Origin of the sequence: Evansella sp. AB-rgal1 (genome assembly GCF_041820985.1) — a bacterium.
Lineage (GTDB): Bacteria > Bacillota > Bacilli > Bacillales > Salisediminibacteriaceae > Evansella.
In genome coordinates, this window is record NZ_JBGUAU010000005.1 from 130,032 (window position 1) to 144,811 (window position 14,780).

13 protein-coding genes and 2 pseudogenes are annotated in these 14,780 nt (G+C 38.9%); 3 read left to right on the forward strand and 12 right to left on the reverse strand.

What is annotated here, in order from left to right; translation table 11 throughout:
* Positions 1–219: 219 nt before the first annotated feature.
* The 4 genes and pseudogenes from ACERII_RS05705 to ACERII_RS05720 form a co-directional block, all read right to left on the reverse strand.
* Complete coding sequence (locus ACERII_RS05705) at positions 220–576, reverse strand: hypothetical protein (protein WP_373640703.1); 357 nt, start codon at positions 574–576, stop codon at positions 220–222.
* A gap of 383 nt (positions 577–959) precedes the next feature.
* Entirely contained in the window at positions 960–1,418 is a 459-nt protein-coding gene (locus ACERII_RS05710; protein WP_373640704.1) for a hypothetical protein, read from the reverse strand.
* Positions 1,419–1,856: 438 nt separating this feature from the next.
* Positions 1,857–2,557 (reverse strand): annotated as a pseudogene (locus tag ACERII_RS05715) (Rpn family recombination-promoting nuclease/putative transposase).
* Positions 2,558–2,705: 148 nt separating this feature from the next.
* Entirely contained in the window at positions 2,706–3,548 is an 843-nt protein-coding gene (locus ACERII_RS05720; RefSeq protein ID WP_373640705.1) for an AraC family transcriptional regulator, read from the reverse strand.
* A gap of 124 nt (positions 3,549–3,672) precedes the next feature.
* Here ACERII_RS05720 and ACERII_RS05725 point away from each other — a divergent pair, with 124 nt between their 5' ends.
* On the forward strand, positions 3,673–5,691 hold the full coding sequence (locus ACERII_RS05725; protein ID WP_373640707.1) for a beta-galactosidase: 2,019 nt from the start codon (positions 3,673–3,675) through the stop codon (positions 5,689–5,691).
* 235 nt (positions 5,692–5,926) lie between these two features.
* Here the strand turns inward: ACERII_RS05725 and ACERII_RS05730 are convergent.
* From ACERII_RS05730 to ACERII_RS05760, 7 genes and pseudogenes are all read right to left on the reverse strand, one after another.
* Positions 5,927–6,169, reverse strand: a pseudogene (locus ACERII_RS05730) (glutamine synthetase beta-grasp domain-containing protein); the annotation flags it as partial.
* Positions 6,170–6,325: 156 nt separating this feature from the next.
* Entirely contained in the window at positions 6,326–6,865 is a 540-nt protein-coding gene (locus ACERII_RS05735) for a chromate transporter (protein ID WP_373640709.1), read from the reverse strand.
* Positions 6,866–6,868: 3 nt separating this feature from the next.
* Complete coding sequence (locus ACERII_RS05740; RefSeq protein ID WP_373640711.1) at positions 6,869–7,480, reverse strand: chromate transporter; 612 nt, start codon at positions 7,478–7,480, stop codon at positions 6,869–6,871.
* 334 nt (positions 7,481–7,814) lie between these two features.
* Positions 7,815–8,375 carry a nucleoside/nucleotide kinase family protein gene (locus tag ACERII_RS05745; protein WP_373640713.1) on the reverse strand — a complete coding sequence of 187 codons (561 nt, stop codon included), beginning with the start codon at positions 8,373–8,375 and terminating at the stop codon, positions 7,815–7,817.
* A gap of 231 nt (positions 8,376–8,606) precedes the next feature.
* Positions 8,607–8,789, reverse strand: coding sequence for a small, acid-soluble spore protein, H family (locus ACERII_RS05750; RefSeq protein WP_373640715.1), 183 nt, complete (start codon positions 8,787–8,789; stop codon positions 8,607–8,609).
* Positions 8,790–8,852: 63 nt separating this feature from the next.
* On the reverse strand, positions 8,853–9,620 hold the full coding sequence (locus ACERII_RS05755) for a DUF429 domain-containing protein (protein ID WP_373640717.1): 768 nt from the start codon (positions 9,618–9,620) through the stop codon (positions 8,853–8,855).
* Positions 9,621–9,674: 54 nt separating this feature from the next.
* Positions 9,675–10,604: a glycoside hydrolase family protein gene (locus tag ACERII_RS05760; protein WP_373640718.1), complete on the reverse strand. Its 930-nt coding sequence runs from the start codon at positions 10,602–10,604 to the stop codon at positions 9,675–9,677.
* Between the two features lie 180 nt (positions 10,605–10,784).
* On the opposite strand from ACERII_RS05760, the gene ACERII_RS05765 reads away from it, so the two are divergent.
* Positions 10,785–11,849 (forward strand): LLM class flavin-dependent oxidoreductase, encoded by a 1,065-nt coding sequence (locus tag ACERII_RS05765; RefSeq protein WP_373640720.1) that lies wholly within the window; start codon positions 10,785–10,787, stop codon positions 11,847–11,849.
* A gap of 48 nt (positions 11,850–11,897) precedes the next feature.
* On the opposite strand, the gene ACERII_RS05770 is transcribed toward ACERII_RS05765, so the two are convergent.
* Positions 11,898–12,806 carry an SDR family NAD(P)-dependent oxidoreductase gene (locus ACERII_RS05770; RefSeq protein ID WP_373640722.1) on the reverse strand — a complete coding sequence of 303 codons (909 nt, stop codon included), beginning with the start codon at positions 12,804–12,806 and terminating at the stop codon, positions 11,898–11,900.
* A gap of 734 nt (positions 12,807–13,540) precedes the next feature.
* Here ACERII_RS05770 and ACERII_RS05775 point away from each other — a divergent pair.
* A complete protein-coding gene (locus tag ACERII_RS05775) occupies positions 13,541–14,779 on the forward strand; it encodes a saccharopine dehydrogenase family protein (RefSeq protein ID WP_373640724.1) in 1,239 nt (412 codons plus the stop codon).
* The last annotated feature ends 1 nt before the right edge of the window (position 14,780 follow it).

The following is a 14,780-nucleotide window of genomic DNA, read 5'->3' on the forward strand; positions in this document are numbered from 1 at the left end:
GTGATAGCCCGAAAAATAATAACATTGTTCACAACTAAGTATAAAATTATCACGATAAAAAGTAAACGTTACCATATAAAAAGAAGACGTTTCTTGTACCCAACTAATTGTCCAATTAGTTAAGCCTAAGAACCACCTTTTCGCACTGGAAATATACTTTCCTCTATCCTTCTCTTTCCTCTTCATACTTAATCCCATACTCACGGCACCATTCCTTTGCTATTTCCTTCCATCGCTTTCTTTCATAGCTGTGCCATTCTCCGCGACACCTAATTCGATGATGAGATCTTTAAATCTTCGAAAAGCACCTCTCCCTCGAATGGCTCTACAAAGTCTATCACTCCCATTCTCAGGCTTTACCTCATTACAAAAATCCTCCATAATAGAATATGAGTCGATATCAAACCCCGATGGAAGTTCAATGTAGTTTTCAAAGTTATCAACAATATCAAAAGCATCTTCCATCATTTCCTGCTCAAAATTCGGATGGCTGTCACCCTCTTCTATTTCCCCATCTTCTACTAAACCCAACAACTCAACGGAAGCACTTACTATTTTACCTGTCTCTTTATTCACATAGGTTGATAGCCCTCAAATTGAAAGTCCAACTCATCAATAAGATCTGCAAGCTTTATTGCTTTTACCATAAGATTTACCTCCGATTTATTCATTCCATTTCCTTTGGAAAAATATTGTGTATGAGCTTTTTCCAGATTAACTAGACTCGAATGATAGACTCGGCTGAATCAACTAGATTCGACCTATCTCATCACTTCTTCTACACAAAACAACGTTTATCATTCCGCTACTTCCATTTGTTTCCTATATAATTAAAAATAATACCCCATTAATAGATTTTAGCATTTAACAAGGACACTAATTAAAGTGTATCAATACTTTTTTAGTGCCCTCATCCTCTCACTTTTTTTTGAAGTTGCATGATACCTTAAACCACTCCATCAAATACATATACTATCTATCTTGTCACGTTTCGATGCTGCAATAACAATCCTATCACCACTCACTAAATCTTCGTAGCGATAATACACAGGATTAGCATGCCCTCTCTCAAGTCTTGGTTTATGCTCAAGAGACTCTTCCCATTTAAGAACCCAAAATATGTAGGGTGTATCTGAATCGGAGAATCCTAATCGTGTTTTTTTCCGCATATCTACGTAAGCGACAATCCGCGCCTTCTCTTCTTTAGGTAAGTCGTTTGTTGCTTCTGTTATATCGTCGTTAATTGGATCAAATACTACCGTGTTATAAACAGTATATAAGTCTGTCATGATACTACCTGGCTTTCTAAAGGTGACATAGTCAAATTTATATGTGCGTGGATATGGAAAAGCATGTACCTGATACTCCTCAACCATCTTGAATGACTTACCAACTGCTAGGGATAGCACTCTTAACATAATAAAGAACCTCCATTTATCTATTAATATAGTTTTTTGATAATGAAATTTTGTATTTTGTAGTGAGAATATCTTTATAGAAGTGGCTGCTTGAGCATGGGTGGAAAAACAGTGCTACATTCAAAGAACCCTCAAGCACGAAATCTTTTCATTACATTTGAACAATAATATTGTGTTAGTCCAAAGTAATCTTTTGTGTTAAGGAGAAATTGGTGTATGATACGCGTGATCATGTAGAATTCTCATTGCGTGGAAATTGTGTAGTCTTTGTATGAGGTTATTGGTTAGCTAAGTAAAACAATTACACTATCTCTTTTCTATATTATTAGTGTCGATCCATAAATCCCCTTCCCAAAAAAGCTCTCCTTTTAGAGTATATTGTGCATATAAATATTTTTTCCTATCTACCTTTGATCCAGGTTTACCAACTCCATAGTATTATTCGTCCGATAGTTCTTCTTTTAATCGTTCAACATCCTGGATAGACAAACCTATTAGATCTGCAACTTCATCAACTAGTTTCCCTTTTGATAACATTCGTTTTGCTACTTGAACAAAACCTTCCTCACGACCTTGCTCTCTCCCTATTCTTTCATACGAAGAGATAACCTCCATAATTCTTTCCCCCTCCTTTGAATCCATTGCTTTCACCTCATCCTAAATTGACGTTCTTCTTCCTCTGTTAGTGCCAAATACGTTTCGAAAAAACCAGTGATTAACGACTCTCTCGACCGGTCTAACTCAACAAAAGGGAATTTCATCGTTAGTGAATTTGGTTCATCTCGTGGGATGTCATAACTAAAAACGGCAATGGGTACTATCTTACGGCGGTGTTTTTGGTAGATTCGGCTGAAGTAAATAAACATTCTTTCATGGAAGTGTTTCTGGTACGTGGCTTGCGGTTCTACGTGAATAATGATGAGACTGTCTTCTCCCGTTAGTTTTGTTTCCACCAATAAGTCAACTTGATGTCTGTCTCCTTCTGTTACGTCTGTAAATAGTTCTTGAGACAAAAAGCGAGTATCGGAAAAATCAATCTGTTCGTGGGCTGTTGGGAAAAATAAAAGCATAAACTCTTCAAAAAAAGTAGATATTAATTCTTTGAATAACCGATCATGATCCGTCCATGGTTTTTCCATAGTCATCACTACTCTTTCACAAAGGAACGTTCGTTCTTATGTATTTACTTGCATCATATTACGAATATACGTTCTAGTCAAGCATGGCTTTAAAAAGTATTTACGAGGGGGAGAATTCAAGGCATGGCAGTTTGCATCATGGTCTCCCCTAAGCAAACACTCCATTTAAATTCCGGTACTTCTCCGGAGTAATCCCCACCATTTTTCTGAAAGTAGCCACAAAATGACTCGTGGATCGAAATCCTACGTTTTCGGCAATTTCTCCAATGGTCACTCTACTATTCTCTAATAGTAACTTCTTTGCTTGCTGGATTCGTAAATTCACAAAGTACGCATAAGGCGTAACGTGAAAGTTTTTACGAAACAGCGAATTCAAGTGTCGTTTCGAAGTATTCATAAACATTGCCATATCTTCTAGACCTACATCCGCATGAGAAAGATGATCTTTCATCCATTCTATAAGGGAATATAACGTTAATAAGCTACTTGTTTCTTTACTACTACTCTTCTTCGTTTTCCCATACTTTTTTAACAGTAGAAGAAACTCATACACATGAGTGGATGCCCGAACGCTAAGACTGTCTGTTGTTTCCTTACTTTCCTGTAAAACATCTGCAATGTACGTGGAGATAGGTGCTTCTTGCTCCCATTGATAAAACCCAGTTTGATAGAGTCCTAGTGTAATTAACATCTCCTCTACCATGCTTCCATCAAACGTAATGTACAGTGTTTTCCAAGGAGTAGAGTTCCCTTGCTCCTTTTTATAGGAATGGGTAGTATGTGGCAATAGGAAAACTCCATTATTTGGTTGCAAATCCAGCTTTTGATGTTCAAGCGTAATTGTTCCTTGTCCACTGACCGTTTGAATCCAATGATAGTAAGGATATCCATTAGGACGGGTAATAAGTTCTTGGGCAGGATTGATACCGATCGTCTCAGCAAATAGAGGTAATTTGCTTTCATTTAATGGGATTAAAAAGTGTTTTTTCATCCTACGCTTCCTCCTAGAGAAATTGTTCCATATTTTTATATTCAATTCCATTATATTATATATAATCTCACTTTGTAATCACATACAATGGAAATATATTAATATAAGGGAAAGGTGATTATATATGATTAACGAGAAACTCCCTAAGATTTGGTATGGTGGAGACTACAATCCTGAACAGTGGGATAAAGAGGATTGGGATGAAGATGTTCGCATGTTTAAGCTTGCAGGAATTGATGTAGCAACCCTAAACGTTTTCTCTTGGGCACTAAATCAGCCTGATGAAGAAACATACGACTTTGAATGGCTTGACGAGCAAATTAATCGATTATATGAGAACGGAATTTATACGTGTCTTGCAACGAGTACTGCAGCACACCCAGCTTGGATGGCCAAAAAGTATCCTGATGTATTGCGAGTAAATTATCAAGGACTTAAAAGAAAGTTTGGTGGCCGACACAATTCCTGCCCGAACAGCCCTACCTATCGAAAGTATTCCGAGCGAATTGCAGACAAGTTAGGGGAACGATACAAAGATCATCCTGGCGTCCTCATTTGGCATGTTTCCAATGAATATGGTGGATACTGTTATTGTGAAAACTGCGCGGAAAGTTTTCGCAGCTATCTTCAGAAAAAATATGGAACGATGGAAACATTAAATAAAGCGTGGAATACTCGATTCTGGGGTCATACGTTTTATGATTGGGATGAAATTGTTCCCCCAAATCTGTTAAGTGAAGAAAAAGAGAGAAATGCTACGTTTTTCCAAGGGATTTCATTAGATTATCGTAGATTTCAGTCTGATAGTCTCCTAGAGTGCTACAAACTTGAAAGAGATGCGTTAAGAAAACACAACCCAGACATACCTGTTACAACGAATTTAATGGGAACATATAGTGAGCTTGATTATTTTAAATGGGGCAAGGAAATGGATGTTGTCTCTTGGGATAACTATCCAGCCTACAATACCCCTGTGAGCACTACCGCTTTAAGACACGATCTCATGAGAGGCTTGCGAAGTGGTCAGCCGTTCATGCTCATGGAACAGACGCCTAGCCAACAAAATTGGCAGCCGTATAATTCATTAAAACGCCCTGGTGTTATGCGTCTTTGGAGCTATCAAGCTGTTGCCCGTGGCGCAGATACCATTATGTTTTTCCAATTACGAAGATCTGTTGGCGCTTGTGAAAAATACCATGGAGCCGTCATTGAGCATGTTGGTCATGAGAACACGAGAGTTTTCCGAGAAACAGTAGAGGTTGGTAGAGAGTTATCACAACTCTCTGATAAGCTTCTTGATTCCCGAGTTCAAGCGAAGGTTGCCATCGTATATGACTGGGAAAACCGCTGGGCAACAGAATTATCAAGTGGGCCATCGAAGGCATTGGATTATCTGAACGAGGTTCAAAAATATTACACCGCCTTGTTTGAGGAAAACATCGCTGTGGATATGGTTAGTGTGGAAGAAGATCTTAGCAAGTACGACATCGTCTTTGCTCCTGTTCTTTATATGGTAAAGTCGGGATATGCAGACAAGGTAAAAGCATTCGTTCAAGATGGGGGAACGTTTGTAACAACGTTCTTTAGTGGCATCGTGAACGAAAATGACCTTGTTACTCTCGGTGGCTATCCAGGAGAACTGCGAGATCTTCTTGGAATTTGGGTAGAGGAAATCGACTCCCTTCCTCCTGAAGAGAAAAATGAAATTGTCATGAATAAAGAAGCAGGTAGCTTGAAAGGAAGCTATGAGTGCAGCTTGCTGTTTGATATCATCCATTCGGAAGGAGCAGAAGTGCTTGCTCAGTATGGCTCTGACTTTTACGCAGGAACCCCAGTCATTACATGCAATTCCTACGGAAAAGGAAAAGCATATTACGTGGGAACATGCCCAGACACAGCATTTTTAACAGATTTCGTAAAAACAGTGTGTGACGAGATGGAAATCAAGCCGCTACTTCAGGCACCAAAAGGGGTAGAAGTAACAGAAAGAACAAAAGAAGGTCGCTCCTACCTATTTGTCATGAACCACAATTCTTCCACAGTAGATGTAGAGCTTCCAAGTGGAACAGACCTGTTAACCCAAAACAAAGTAGCAGGCCCAACAGCACTCGAAGCCTACGGAGTCATGATCATCGAGCAGTAGGAAGCAGTGGGGAAAGCAGTGGGGCCGGTTCTCACTGCTTCTATTTAGAATAACTATAAAAAGAAGCACGAGAACCGTCCCCGTGCTTCCATCCAGAATATATCTTTGCATTCAAAAAAACGAGCTGCTCATTTGCAACTCGTTTTTTGCATATTTACTCTAATTTTCAACCAATCTAGCAAGTTTTTTCCGGAAAAGAATCCACTTTCCTCCGTATGTCCAATCCCCTGCTTTATGGCTGTAAATACAAATCTGATTTATTGATAGGAGAAAAACCTTTTATCGATGATCCATCGAACATGATTTTACCATTTTTAATATCATCATATTGATCCGCTGTAACAGTCACGCTCTTGAGAATTCCTTCAATATCAACGAACTGTAAATGAATTAACTCCACATTCTTTTCCTTGATCACATCTTTTGTCAACTCTGTACTATTTGTGGACGCTACTGGACTTTTCAATACTGTCGCCATACTTACCTATCCCCTCTCCACGTAATAATAGATAACATCATGTGTTTTTTTATCTTAACGCATTCCATATTGCCTGTGGGAAGTTATGTAAGATTATCTGATAAAGAAATTTCCTGTAGACAAAGAAGCAGTGGGGACGGTTCTCCTGCTTCCATTTTAAAAAACAAACACTCCTATAATACCTGATAACACAATGACAAGGGCAGGATGAATTTTTAAGAATAAGAGAGAAAAGAGGGCTCCTAAAAAGATAAAAACTAATAAGATCATTTCTAGTGAAAAAGTAGGAGAAATAACCCCATTGGCGATGGAAAAATTAATAGCTGCATAGATAATCAGACTTGTAATAATTGGTCTTAAACCGTAGAAGGCTGACTTCACTAACTCATGTTCATTAAATCTCATAAATAAAATAGCAATAACTAAAATAATGACTAAAGATGGTAGTGTCATGGCTAAGGAAGATACGATAGCACCTGGTATACCTGCAACAGAGTAACCCACCACGGTCGCGCTGTTCGTAGCAATAGGACCTGGTGACATTCCTGCAACTGCGATTATATCGGTAAACTCACTTGTGGTTAGCCAGCCTTTACTCGTCACTTCCCTTTCAATAAGAGGGATCATCGCATATCCTCCACCAAAGGAAACAGCACCAATCATACAAAATACGAGAAATAATTCTATAAAAATCATGATCTAAGCTCCTTCCTTTTCCCCTTCTGAATGGGAAGAAGGTTTCTCTAGTTGAATGGCCAAACCTAGCTTTTTCTTTAACTTAATAATCGCAATTCCAAGAAGAGCACCACATAAGATAATCACCACAGGGTGAATATGAGCAAACAATAAAATAAGAAGCATAACAGCCATTAACGTAAAGTTTGTTTTATCAAAAATAGCAGTTTGTGAAATTTTAATTCCTGCATATACAATAAGAGCAACGATAGCTGCACGAATCCCCATAAAAGCAGATTCCAAATGAGGATTTCCCTGTAAAGAAAAGAACAGCACGCTTAACACAATCACCGTTACAAAAGTGGGAAGTAGTACGCCCAACATGGCACAAATTGCTCCCCTTACACCTGCAATTCGGTGACCAATAAAAGTAGCAGAATTAATAGCAATAGCCCCTGGAACTGATTCAGCTAGGGCAAAAACATTCGTAACATCTGATAGGGTAAGCCACTTTCTTTTCGTTACTACCTCCCTCTCTATAAGTGGAATCATTGCGTATCCCCCACCAAAGGTAACAGGACCTATTCGTAAAAAAGAAAGAAAAATCTGACCCAACAATTTTATATCTATTTTCACGTATCCATTCCTCCCACTGCACTCTAAAACTTATGATAACATACTTTTAACCATTTTGGTTAAAAGTGATTAGAATAATAAATTTTGGTTGTAATAAGACGCAAAAAAGGAATACAAGAATGGCTCTCACTTGTATTCCTATGTTTGATGATCCTTCTTGACTTAGAAATGTAAGTACCGTCACGAACCCTTTTTGTTGTTCTTCCGTTTTTTCGAAAGAACAACAAGAACGAAAACAGATATAATAATTGCTAGCCAAACAAATAGTATTACCAACAACGTACTTTCAGCCGTCATAAAAAAAATCATCTCCTTCTGCATTCGCAAATGAAACTTACAAAGGGTTTTTAAAATTATTGCCTTGAATTACCTCAAGCATTTTCTCAGCAATGGTAGCAACAGAATCCGCTCCATCCACAATAAAATCTGAACTAGGCTTAATGGTCTTTTGCATTTCAAGATAACCTCGTCTGCCATCTGTTAGGTAATACTCTAGCTCCTTCGCAATACTCTCACCCGAACTATTCTTACTGTCTCTCAACAATCTCCTTGCCATTGCAATATCCAATGGAGTATCTATAAACACTGCAATATCAATGTACTTACTCATCTTAGAATGTTTATAGGCAAAAGGAAAGTCTAGTAAAATGAAGTCCAAAGGCTCAGAAAGTAACACTTGTACATCACTAATAAGCGGTGATAAGTTCCATTCATCATAATCAGCCCCATTATCCACCCATGAAATAATGTCATCAGGACCTTCAAAATCGTAGTCATCAAAAAATAGTGCTTTAGAATTTTCTATCCTATCGTTTACATAGTTTGTTATCGTTGTTTTTCCTCCACCAGAAAAACTAGCAATTACAACCACAAGTGGTTTCATTCCCTGTTCCATTGTATTTTCCCCATTTCATTAAAACATTCTACCGCTCTCCTATTTAGCACATCCATATTGAACAAATGAACCCACAAAAACTCTCTTCTAATAGTAACACACTGACCTATCATTGTTAGTAATAATAGGGAACGCACAACTTTAACCTAAGCCAATCTCACCCTTTTTTCCCCAAAAAAAATAACTCCCTATCGAAGTATGATACTCTTTCGAATAGGGAGTTTGTTAGCCTTAATGCTCTTCCATTAACTCATCTGCTGGTAAAACCATTTCATCATCAGAATCTGCATTTGGAACAACTTTTACGGAATTATCATTTTCATTATAATCCTTCAGCCAAACAGGTTCACCATGATATGTAACTGTAATTTCCTTTGGGGAAGATATGATTTGTTTCACGCGGTTCATTTCCATGCTCTTCACCTCACTCTCTTTTTTTATATTTTCTTCCACCAAAGAAAAACTTATTCTTATTAATTACATTGATGTGAGGTCTATATAATAAATCCATCCTTCTTCTCTTGCATCCGACTCCTGATGTGCTTCTGGACCCTTCAAAGTAGGAAGTAAGTTTCCGTTCGTACCAAAGGCCACACCGAATAGAGCGCAGATACAAGCATCATAAGCATCCGTGCCCGCTTCCGTTTTCGGTGGCATGAATTGCCTAAATTTTCCCCTGACCTCTCCAAACCTTTTCTCCTTTAGCAGTGCTGGATACACTTCCACGATGATTCTGTTATCACTTTTCGCCTTGTCTCTAAAAGGATACACCTTAAAATTGTTTTCCTGCTCCCACACTCGAGCATGTACCATCGCTGTTGTAGCATTGTTCCCTATCCGATCAAATACAGCAGACAAAGGCTTTTTTGCGAAAACTCGATGAATTTCTATGTCAGTGGTACGGTACGCAAGGGGATTGTGAATCTCCTTCTCCGGTCTCCCCACAGAGGGAGTTCCTCCATTTAGTAACCTGATAAACTCCTTTGGGTAACCTAACGGAGCATCTACTCCAATAACAACTAGCGTACCACCCTCTACATCCTCTAGTTGTAATGGTGAATGTACTGCAGCGAACAAATCCCGAAGTGTTAAAAGACCTCCTGGAGGAAGGGAGACCTCCGTCGGTTCCCCTAACCAAGAAATCTCATTACTATCCTTCGTCCATTGGCATATAGCAACTCCATGATTTTTCCCCATCCAGCCACCAACATCCCAACCAATTCCTATTACTTTTTCTACCTTCATTTTCCGTTCTCCTTGAAAAACGAGTTTGTGTCTCTTTCACATAACCCTATCCCACTATTTCGGCTCTATTAAAGATAAAACAACATCTTTATTTCGATTACACGTTATTTTTCCATCCACTAATTCTAGCTCTGCAACCTGAATAGACGATCGCTTCGCCTCAAAAGAGTCATTATCCACATCACTTGATCTACCAGGGTGAGTAAAATAAAAGATAAATGCTTTCCCATCATTGACAAGAACATCCGCATGCAAGCCGTAGCCCTGGTCATCCTCCCTTGTACCACTTTCATCCAAGATAAGCCCATTTCTCTCCCAATTCTCCAGATCATGCGACTGAAAAACTCCTTGTCCTCTCCACTCATCCACGACCATCCAATACGTCTCTTTCCATATGAAGACGTTTGCTCCTTCATGAGGACGACCTTCAATAACCGGCCCCACCACTTTCCAATCATACAAATCACTGCTATCCGCTGCATATGTATGACTATGATTTGCCTCATCCTTATACCACATCCGCCATCGGCCATCTGGGAGCTCGTGAACCGCAGCATCAATCACAAAGTTGGAACTTAGCTGTAATGTTGATTGGTACTTCCAATTCCATAGATCTTCACTTGTATAATGAAGTATTTTTCTCTCATGTCCTGGCCAATCGTCTGGTACCCCTTGAATATAGCTCACATACATATGGTAAAGTCCATCATTCCAAATTATTTCAGGTGCCCAGAACGTATTTCTGCCATGTTCAAAATTTAGTCCTTCGATGATTCCTCGGTACGTCCAATTCTGTCCATCCACAGACGACGCGATACCTAAATCCGTACCATGAACCCAAGAAACCTTTCTTCCCGGTGCATCGGCACGCCGATTCGTGTACACCATCCACCATAGTTTTTCTTCATGATTCCAAATAATCGTCGGGTCTGCAGCACCATCGTGAATCGGATCCCGAAAAAGTGGGGAATTACTTTTACTCATAACCTTCGCTCCCTATGTATAGTTTCATTGCTTATATTTTCGCTATTTATATCTTTCGACAAGAAGTTCTTGTTACCTTCAGAAACGAAAACTCTCTCTCAAATCAAATATTTGTATTGCCATTTCCCATTATGCTTTAATATTAGATAACTTACAGACTTAACCGAGGTGAAACTACTTATGGAAAACTATCGTATCGATCCTTCGAAAGGATTGGAATTTGGAATCTATACACTAGGTGATCACTTACCACATCCTAAAACAGGAGAAAGAATCACCGCACAAGAACGAATTCATGAAATTATTGAATATGCAAAGCTGGCAGAACAAGCAGGGATTGATTTTTTCAGTGTTGGAGAAAGCCATCAGGAGTACTTTGCAACACAAGCCCACTCCGTTGTTTTATCCGCCATTGCTCAAGCCACAGAAAAAATAAAAATTTCAAGCTCCTCCACGATTATTAGTACATCCGATCCAGTCCGAGTATACGAGGACTTTTCCACCATTGATTTAATATCTAAAGGACGAGCAGAGATCATTGCGGGTCGCGCTTCAAGGATCGGTCTATTTGAGCTATTAGGGTATAATGTGAACTACTATGAAGAACTGTTCGAGGAAAAATTTGATCTGTTATTAAAAATCAACCAAGAAAAAATAGTTAATTGGAATGGTGAGTTTCGTGCACCATTAAAAAACGCAGAAGTTCTTCCACGTCCAAAGGAAGGCTCACTACCGATATGGCGAGCGGTCGGTGGAACTCCTGATAGTGCGAGAAAAGCAGGACTTGCAGGCGTGCCAATGATGATGGCCCACCTTGGAGGTCACGCTACCGCGTTTAAGCGAACGGTGGACACTTATCGAGAAGCACTGGAGGACAGTGGGTACGACCCTAAAACAATGCCAGTTGCAACCGCAGGATTTTTCTATGCTGCCGAAACTTCACAGCAAGCGCTACGCGAGATGCATCCTCATATAAATGAAGGAATGAAAAAAACAAACGGGCGAGGTTTTCCATGGGAAGCTTTTGAGACAGGAGCACACCCTCATAATATAATGAACATTGGCAGCCCACAAGAAATCATTGAAAAGATCCTATATCAACACGAAGTATTTGGACATCAACGTTATATTGCCCAAATCGACTTTGGCGGAATGCCATTCGAGAAACTACAGAAAAACATCGAGATCATTGGAACGGAAATATTACCAGCAATAAAGAAGTATACCTCAAAGAAAAACATATAGTGAGAGGCGGTCCTTACAATGTTCCAAAGGACCGCTTTTGTATATTATCTAGATAGACAATCCCCCATCAATAAGAATATTACTCCCATTCATAAACCCAGCTTCTTCACTGGCCGCGAACAAAATCGAGTGGGCAATCTCCGCACTTGTTGCCAGACGATTCATCGGTTGCCTTGATCGAAACATAGCTTCCATCGCTTTTGGATCCTCGGCATTGTCAATTTTTGCTCTAACCCCCTCCGTCTCCGTTGTTCCAGGGGAAACACAATTAACCCTGATATTGCCATCCATATAATCCATCGCCATGGATTTTGTTAACGAAAGGATAGCACCCTTAGATGCAGAGTAAGCACTTCGATCTTTCAAACCCTTCGTTGCCGCAACAGATCCAACGTTGACAATGACTCCTCCACCTTGCTCCTTCATCTCCTTGATCACATATTTCGAGACGAAGAACGTTCCTTGCACATTCACCAACAGCGTTTCTAATAAATCCTCTTCTGAAATATCATCCACTTTCCCAGGCAGAACCACCGCTGCGTTATTAACCAAAATATCAATCCGACCAAATGCATCCACAGCAGCTTGAACCATCGATTTCACATCATCCACTTTAGACACATCACCTTGAACAAAGATACCATCAGCACCCTTTTCTTTAAGTAATGCTAACGTTTCTTCTCCTCGCTCCGACTTCGAATTAACAACAACCTTCGCTCCTCTTTCAGCAAATTGCAGTGCCGATTCACGCCCAATTCCAGCTCCCGATCCAGTAATGAGAACAACCTTATTCGTAAAATTGATAATAAACCCCTCCAACCCTTTCTTTTTTTGAAAAAAATAGTGTTTTCGTTTTTCCTTTTTCCTATATAGTAACGTCCTATCTTCAATTTCCACTATTATATGTAAATTGTCCAGGAATTCCCCCTCGAATCCTCCACTTTGATCTACGAACATCACCCTTGTTTAAACAATCACTCCCTATCACATCTAACCAACTCTCAAAAACCACCCCAAAACACACAAAAATCACCCAATTATTGCTCTTGTAACAAAAACTTACAACTTTTTTAAAATTATTTTCATTTACCTATTGAAATTTTAAGTATTAGTTGTTAATCTTAAGAAGCGTTCTTTGGAAAACTAATATTCAGTATATCAAGTCTTTCAAAGCAGATAATTTTGACCACTTCCTTACCGGAGTCAAGGCCATACGGACAGCCGGGTCAAATGCCGATTGGCAACTTAGTTTGCCTTATTGATTGAGTTAAAAGCTCAAATTTTATAAGTTGGTTACTTTACAACCAGTGCATTTAGCACACAACTTGTGAAACGGTCAATAAGAGTACTAAAAGTAGTTATTTGCTATATAGACTCTGATCTTACTATGATATATTTGAATATTAATGAGCTTTCTATCATAATATAATTAGTACTTTTATGGTAGACGCGTACGTATGACGATGGTCATATTTATAGTTATGCTTTTTTAATATGTGATGATATATCTTCAACAAGTGTTGTGCGCGTAATGCGTTTTGCACTTGTTTTTTTGTTGTTTAAAGCACAAATTGAGGGGAATATGACTATAATTGTTTTTTTAAAGACACCCTAAGTAATTAATGACAACTTTGTTGGTTACAATTCTTCCTCTTGAGGTTCCAAATTCATTTTAGTAAGGAGAGATAAGAATGGGAAAAGCACTTATTATTGGTTGTGGTGGAGTTGCACAAGTTGCGATTCACAAATGCGTTCAAAATAGTGAGGTATTTGAAGAAATTTGTATCGCAAGTCGTACAAAGTCTAAATGTGATGACTTAAAAGCAAAATTAGACGGTGGAAAAACAAAAATAACAACTGCACAAGTTGATGCAAATAACGTAGACGAGCTAATCGCTTTAATTGAAGAGGTTAAACCAGATATCGTTATGAACTTAGCATTACCATACCAGGATTTAACGATCATGGATGCTTGTCTTGCAACAAAAACACATTATTTAGATACAGCGAATTACGAACCAGAAGATACTGCGAAGTTTGAATATAAATGGCAATGGGAATACCGTGAGCGTTTTGAAAAAGCTGGGATTACTGCTCTTTTAGGTAGTGGATTTGATCCTGGTGTTACAGGAGTATTCTCTGCGTATGCCTTGAAACATTATTTTGATGAAATTGAATATATCGATATTCTTGACTGCAATGCTGGAGACCACGGCTATCCGTTCGCAACAAACTTCAACCCTGAAATCAACATTCGTGAAGTTTCTGCAAATGGACGCTATTGGGAAAACGGCGAGTGGATAGAGACAGAGCCAATGGAAATCAAACGAGTATACAACTTCCCTGAAGTTGGAGAAAAAGATATGTACTTGTTGTACCATGAAGAGCTTGAATCTTTAGTTGAAAACATTCCTGGTCTAAAGCGTATCCGTTTCTTCATGACATTTGGACAAAGCTATCTTACACACTTAAAATGTCTTGAAAATGTTGGTATGACTTCGATTGAGCCAATTGAATTTGAAGGGAAACAAATCATCCCTCTTCAATTCTTAAAAGCAGTTTTACCAGATCCAGCTTCCCTTGGACCAAGAACAAAAGGAAAAACGAATATCGGTTGTATCTTCAGAGGGAAAAAAGACGGAAAAGAAAAAACATACTACGTATACAATGTTTGTGACCATGAAGCTTGCTTTAAAGAAGTTGGTTCACAAGCAGTATCCTACACAACAGGAGTTCCAGCTATGATCGGTGCTATGATGATTATGACTGGATTATGGAACAAGCCAGGCGTATACAATATCGAAGAATTTGATCCAGATCCATTCATGGATGCATTAAACAAATGGGGTCTACCATGGAAAGAAGACTTTAACCCAGAACTTGTAGATGCAGAGCCTATCAAAGAAGAACAGCCGGAGTATACTCGTTAAG

Excerpts from the sequence above, each read along its gene's own strand:
- ACERII_RS05710 (WP_373640704.1), bottom strand. The coding sequence starts at position 1,418 with ATGTTAAGAGTGCTATCCCTAGCAGTTGGTAAGTCATTCAAGATGGTT.
- ACERII_RS05720 (WP_373640705.1), bottom strand. The coding sequence starts at position 3,548 with ATGAAAAAACACTTTTTAATCCCATTAAATGAAAGCAAATTACCTCTA.
- ACERII_RS05725 (WP_373640707.1), top strand. The coding sequence starts at position 3,673 with ATGATTAACGAGAAACTCCCTAAGATTTGGTATGGTGGAGACTACAAT.
- ACERII_RS05735 (WP_373640709.1), bottom strand. The coding sequence starts at position 6,865 with ATGATTTTTATAGAATTATTTCTCGTATTTTGTATGATTGGTGCTGTT.
- ACERII_RS05745 (WP_373640713.1), bottom strand. The coding sequence starts at position 8,375 with ATGGAACAGGGAATGAAACCACTTGTGGTTGTAATTGCTAGTTTTTCT.
- ACERII_RS05750 (WP_373640715.1), bottom strand. The coding sequence starts at position 8,789 with ATGGAAATGAACCGCGTGAAACAAATCATATCTTCCCCAAAGGAAATT.
- ACERII_RS05755 (WP_373640717.1), bottom strand. The coding sequence starts at position 9,620 with ATGAAGGTAGAAAAAGTAATAGGAATTGGTTGGGATGTTGGTGGCTGG.
- ACERII_RS05760 (WP_373640718.1), bottom strand. The coding sequence starts at position 10,604 with ATGAGTAAAAGTAATTCCCCACTTTTTCGGGATCCGATTCACGATGGT.
- ACERII_RS05765 (WP_373640720.1), top strand. The coding sequence starts at position 10,785 with ATGGAAAACTATCGTATCGATCCTTCGAAAGGATTGGAATTTGGAATC.
- ACERII_RS05770 (WP_373640722.1), bottom strand. The coding sequence starts at position 12,806 with ATGTTCGTAGATCAAAGTGGAGGATTCGAGGGGGAATTCCTGGACAAT.
- ACERII_RS05775 (WP_373640724.1), top strand. The coding sequence starts at position 13,541 with ATGGGAAAAGCACTTATTATTGGTTGTGGTGGAGTTGCACAAGTTGCG.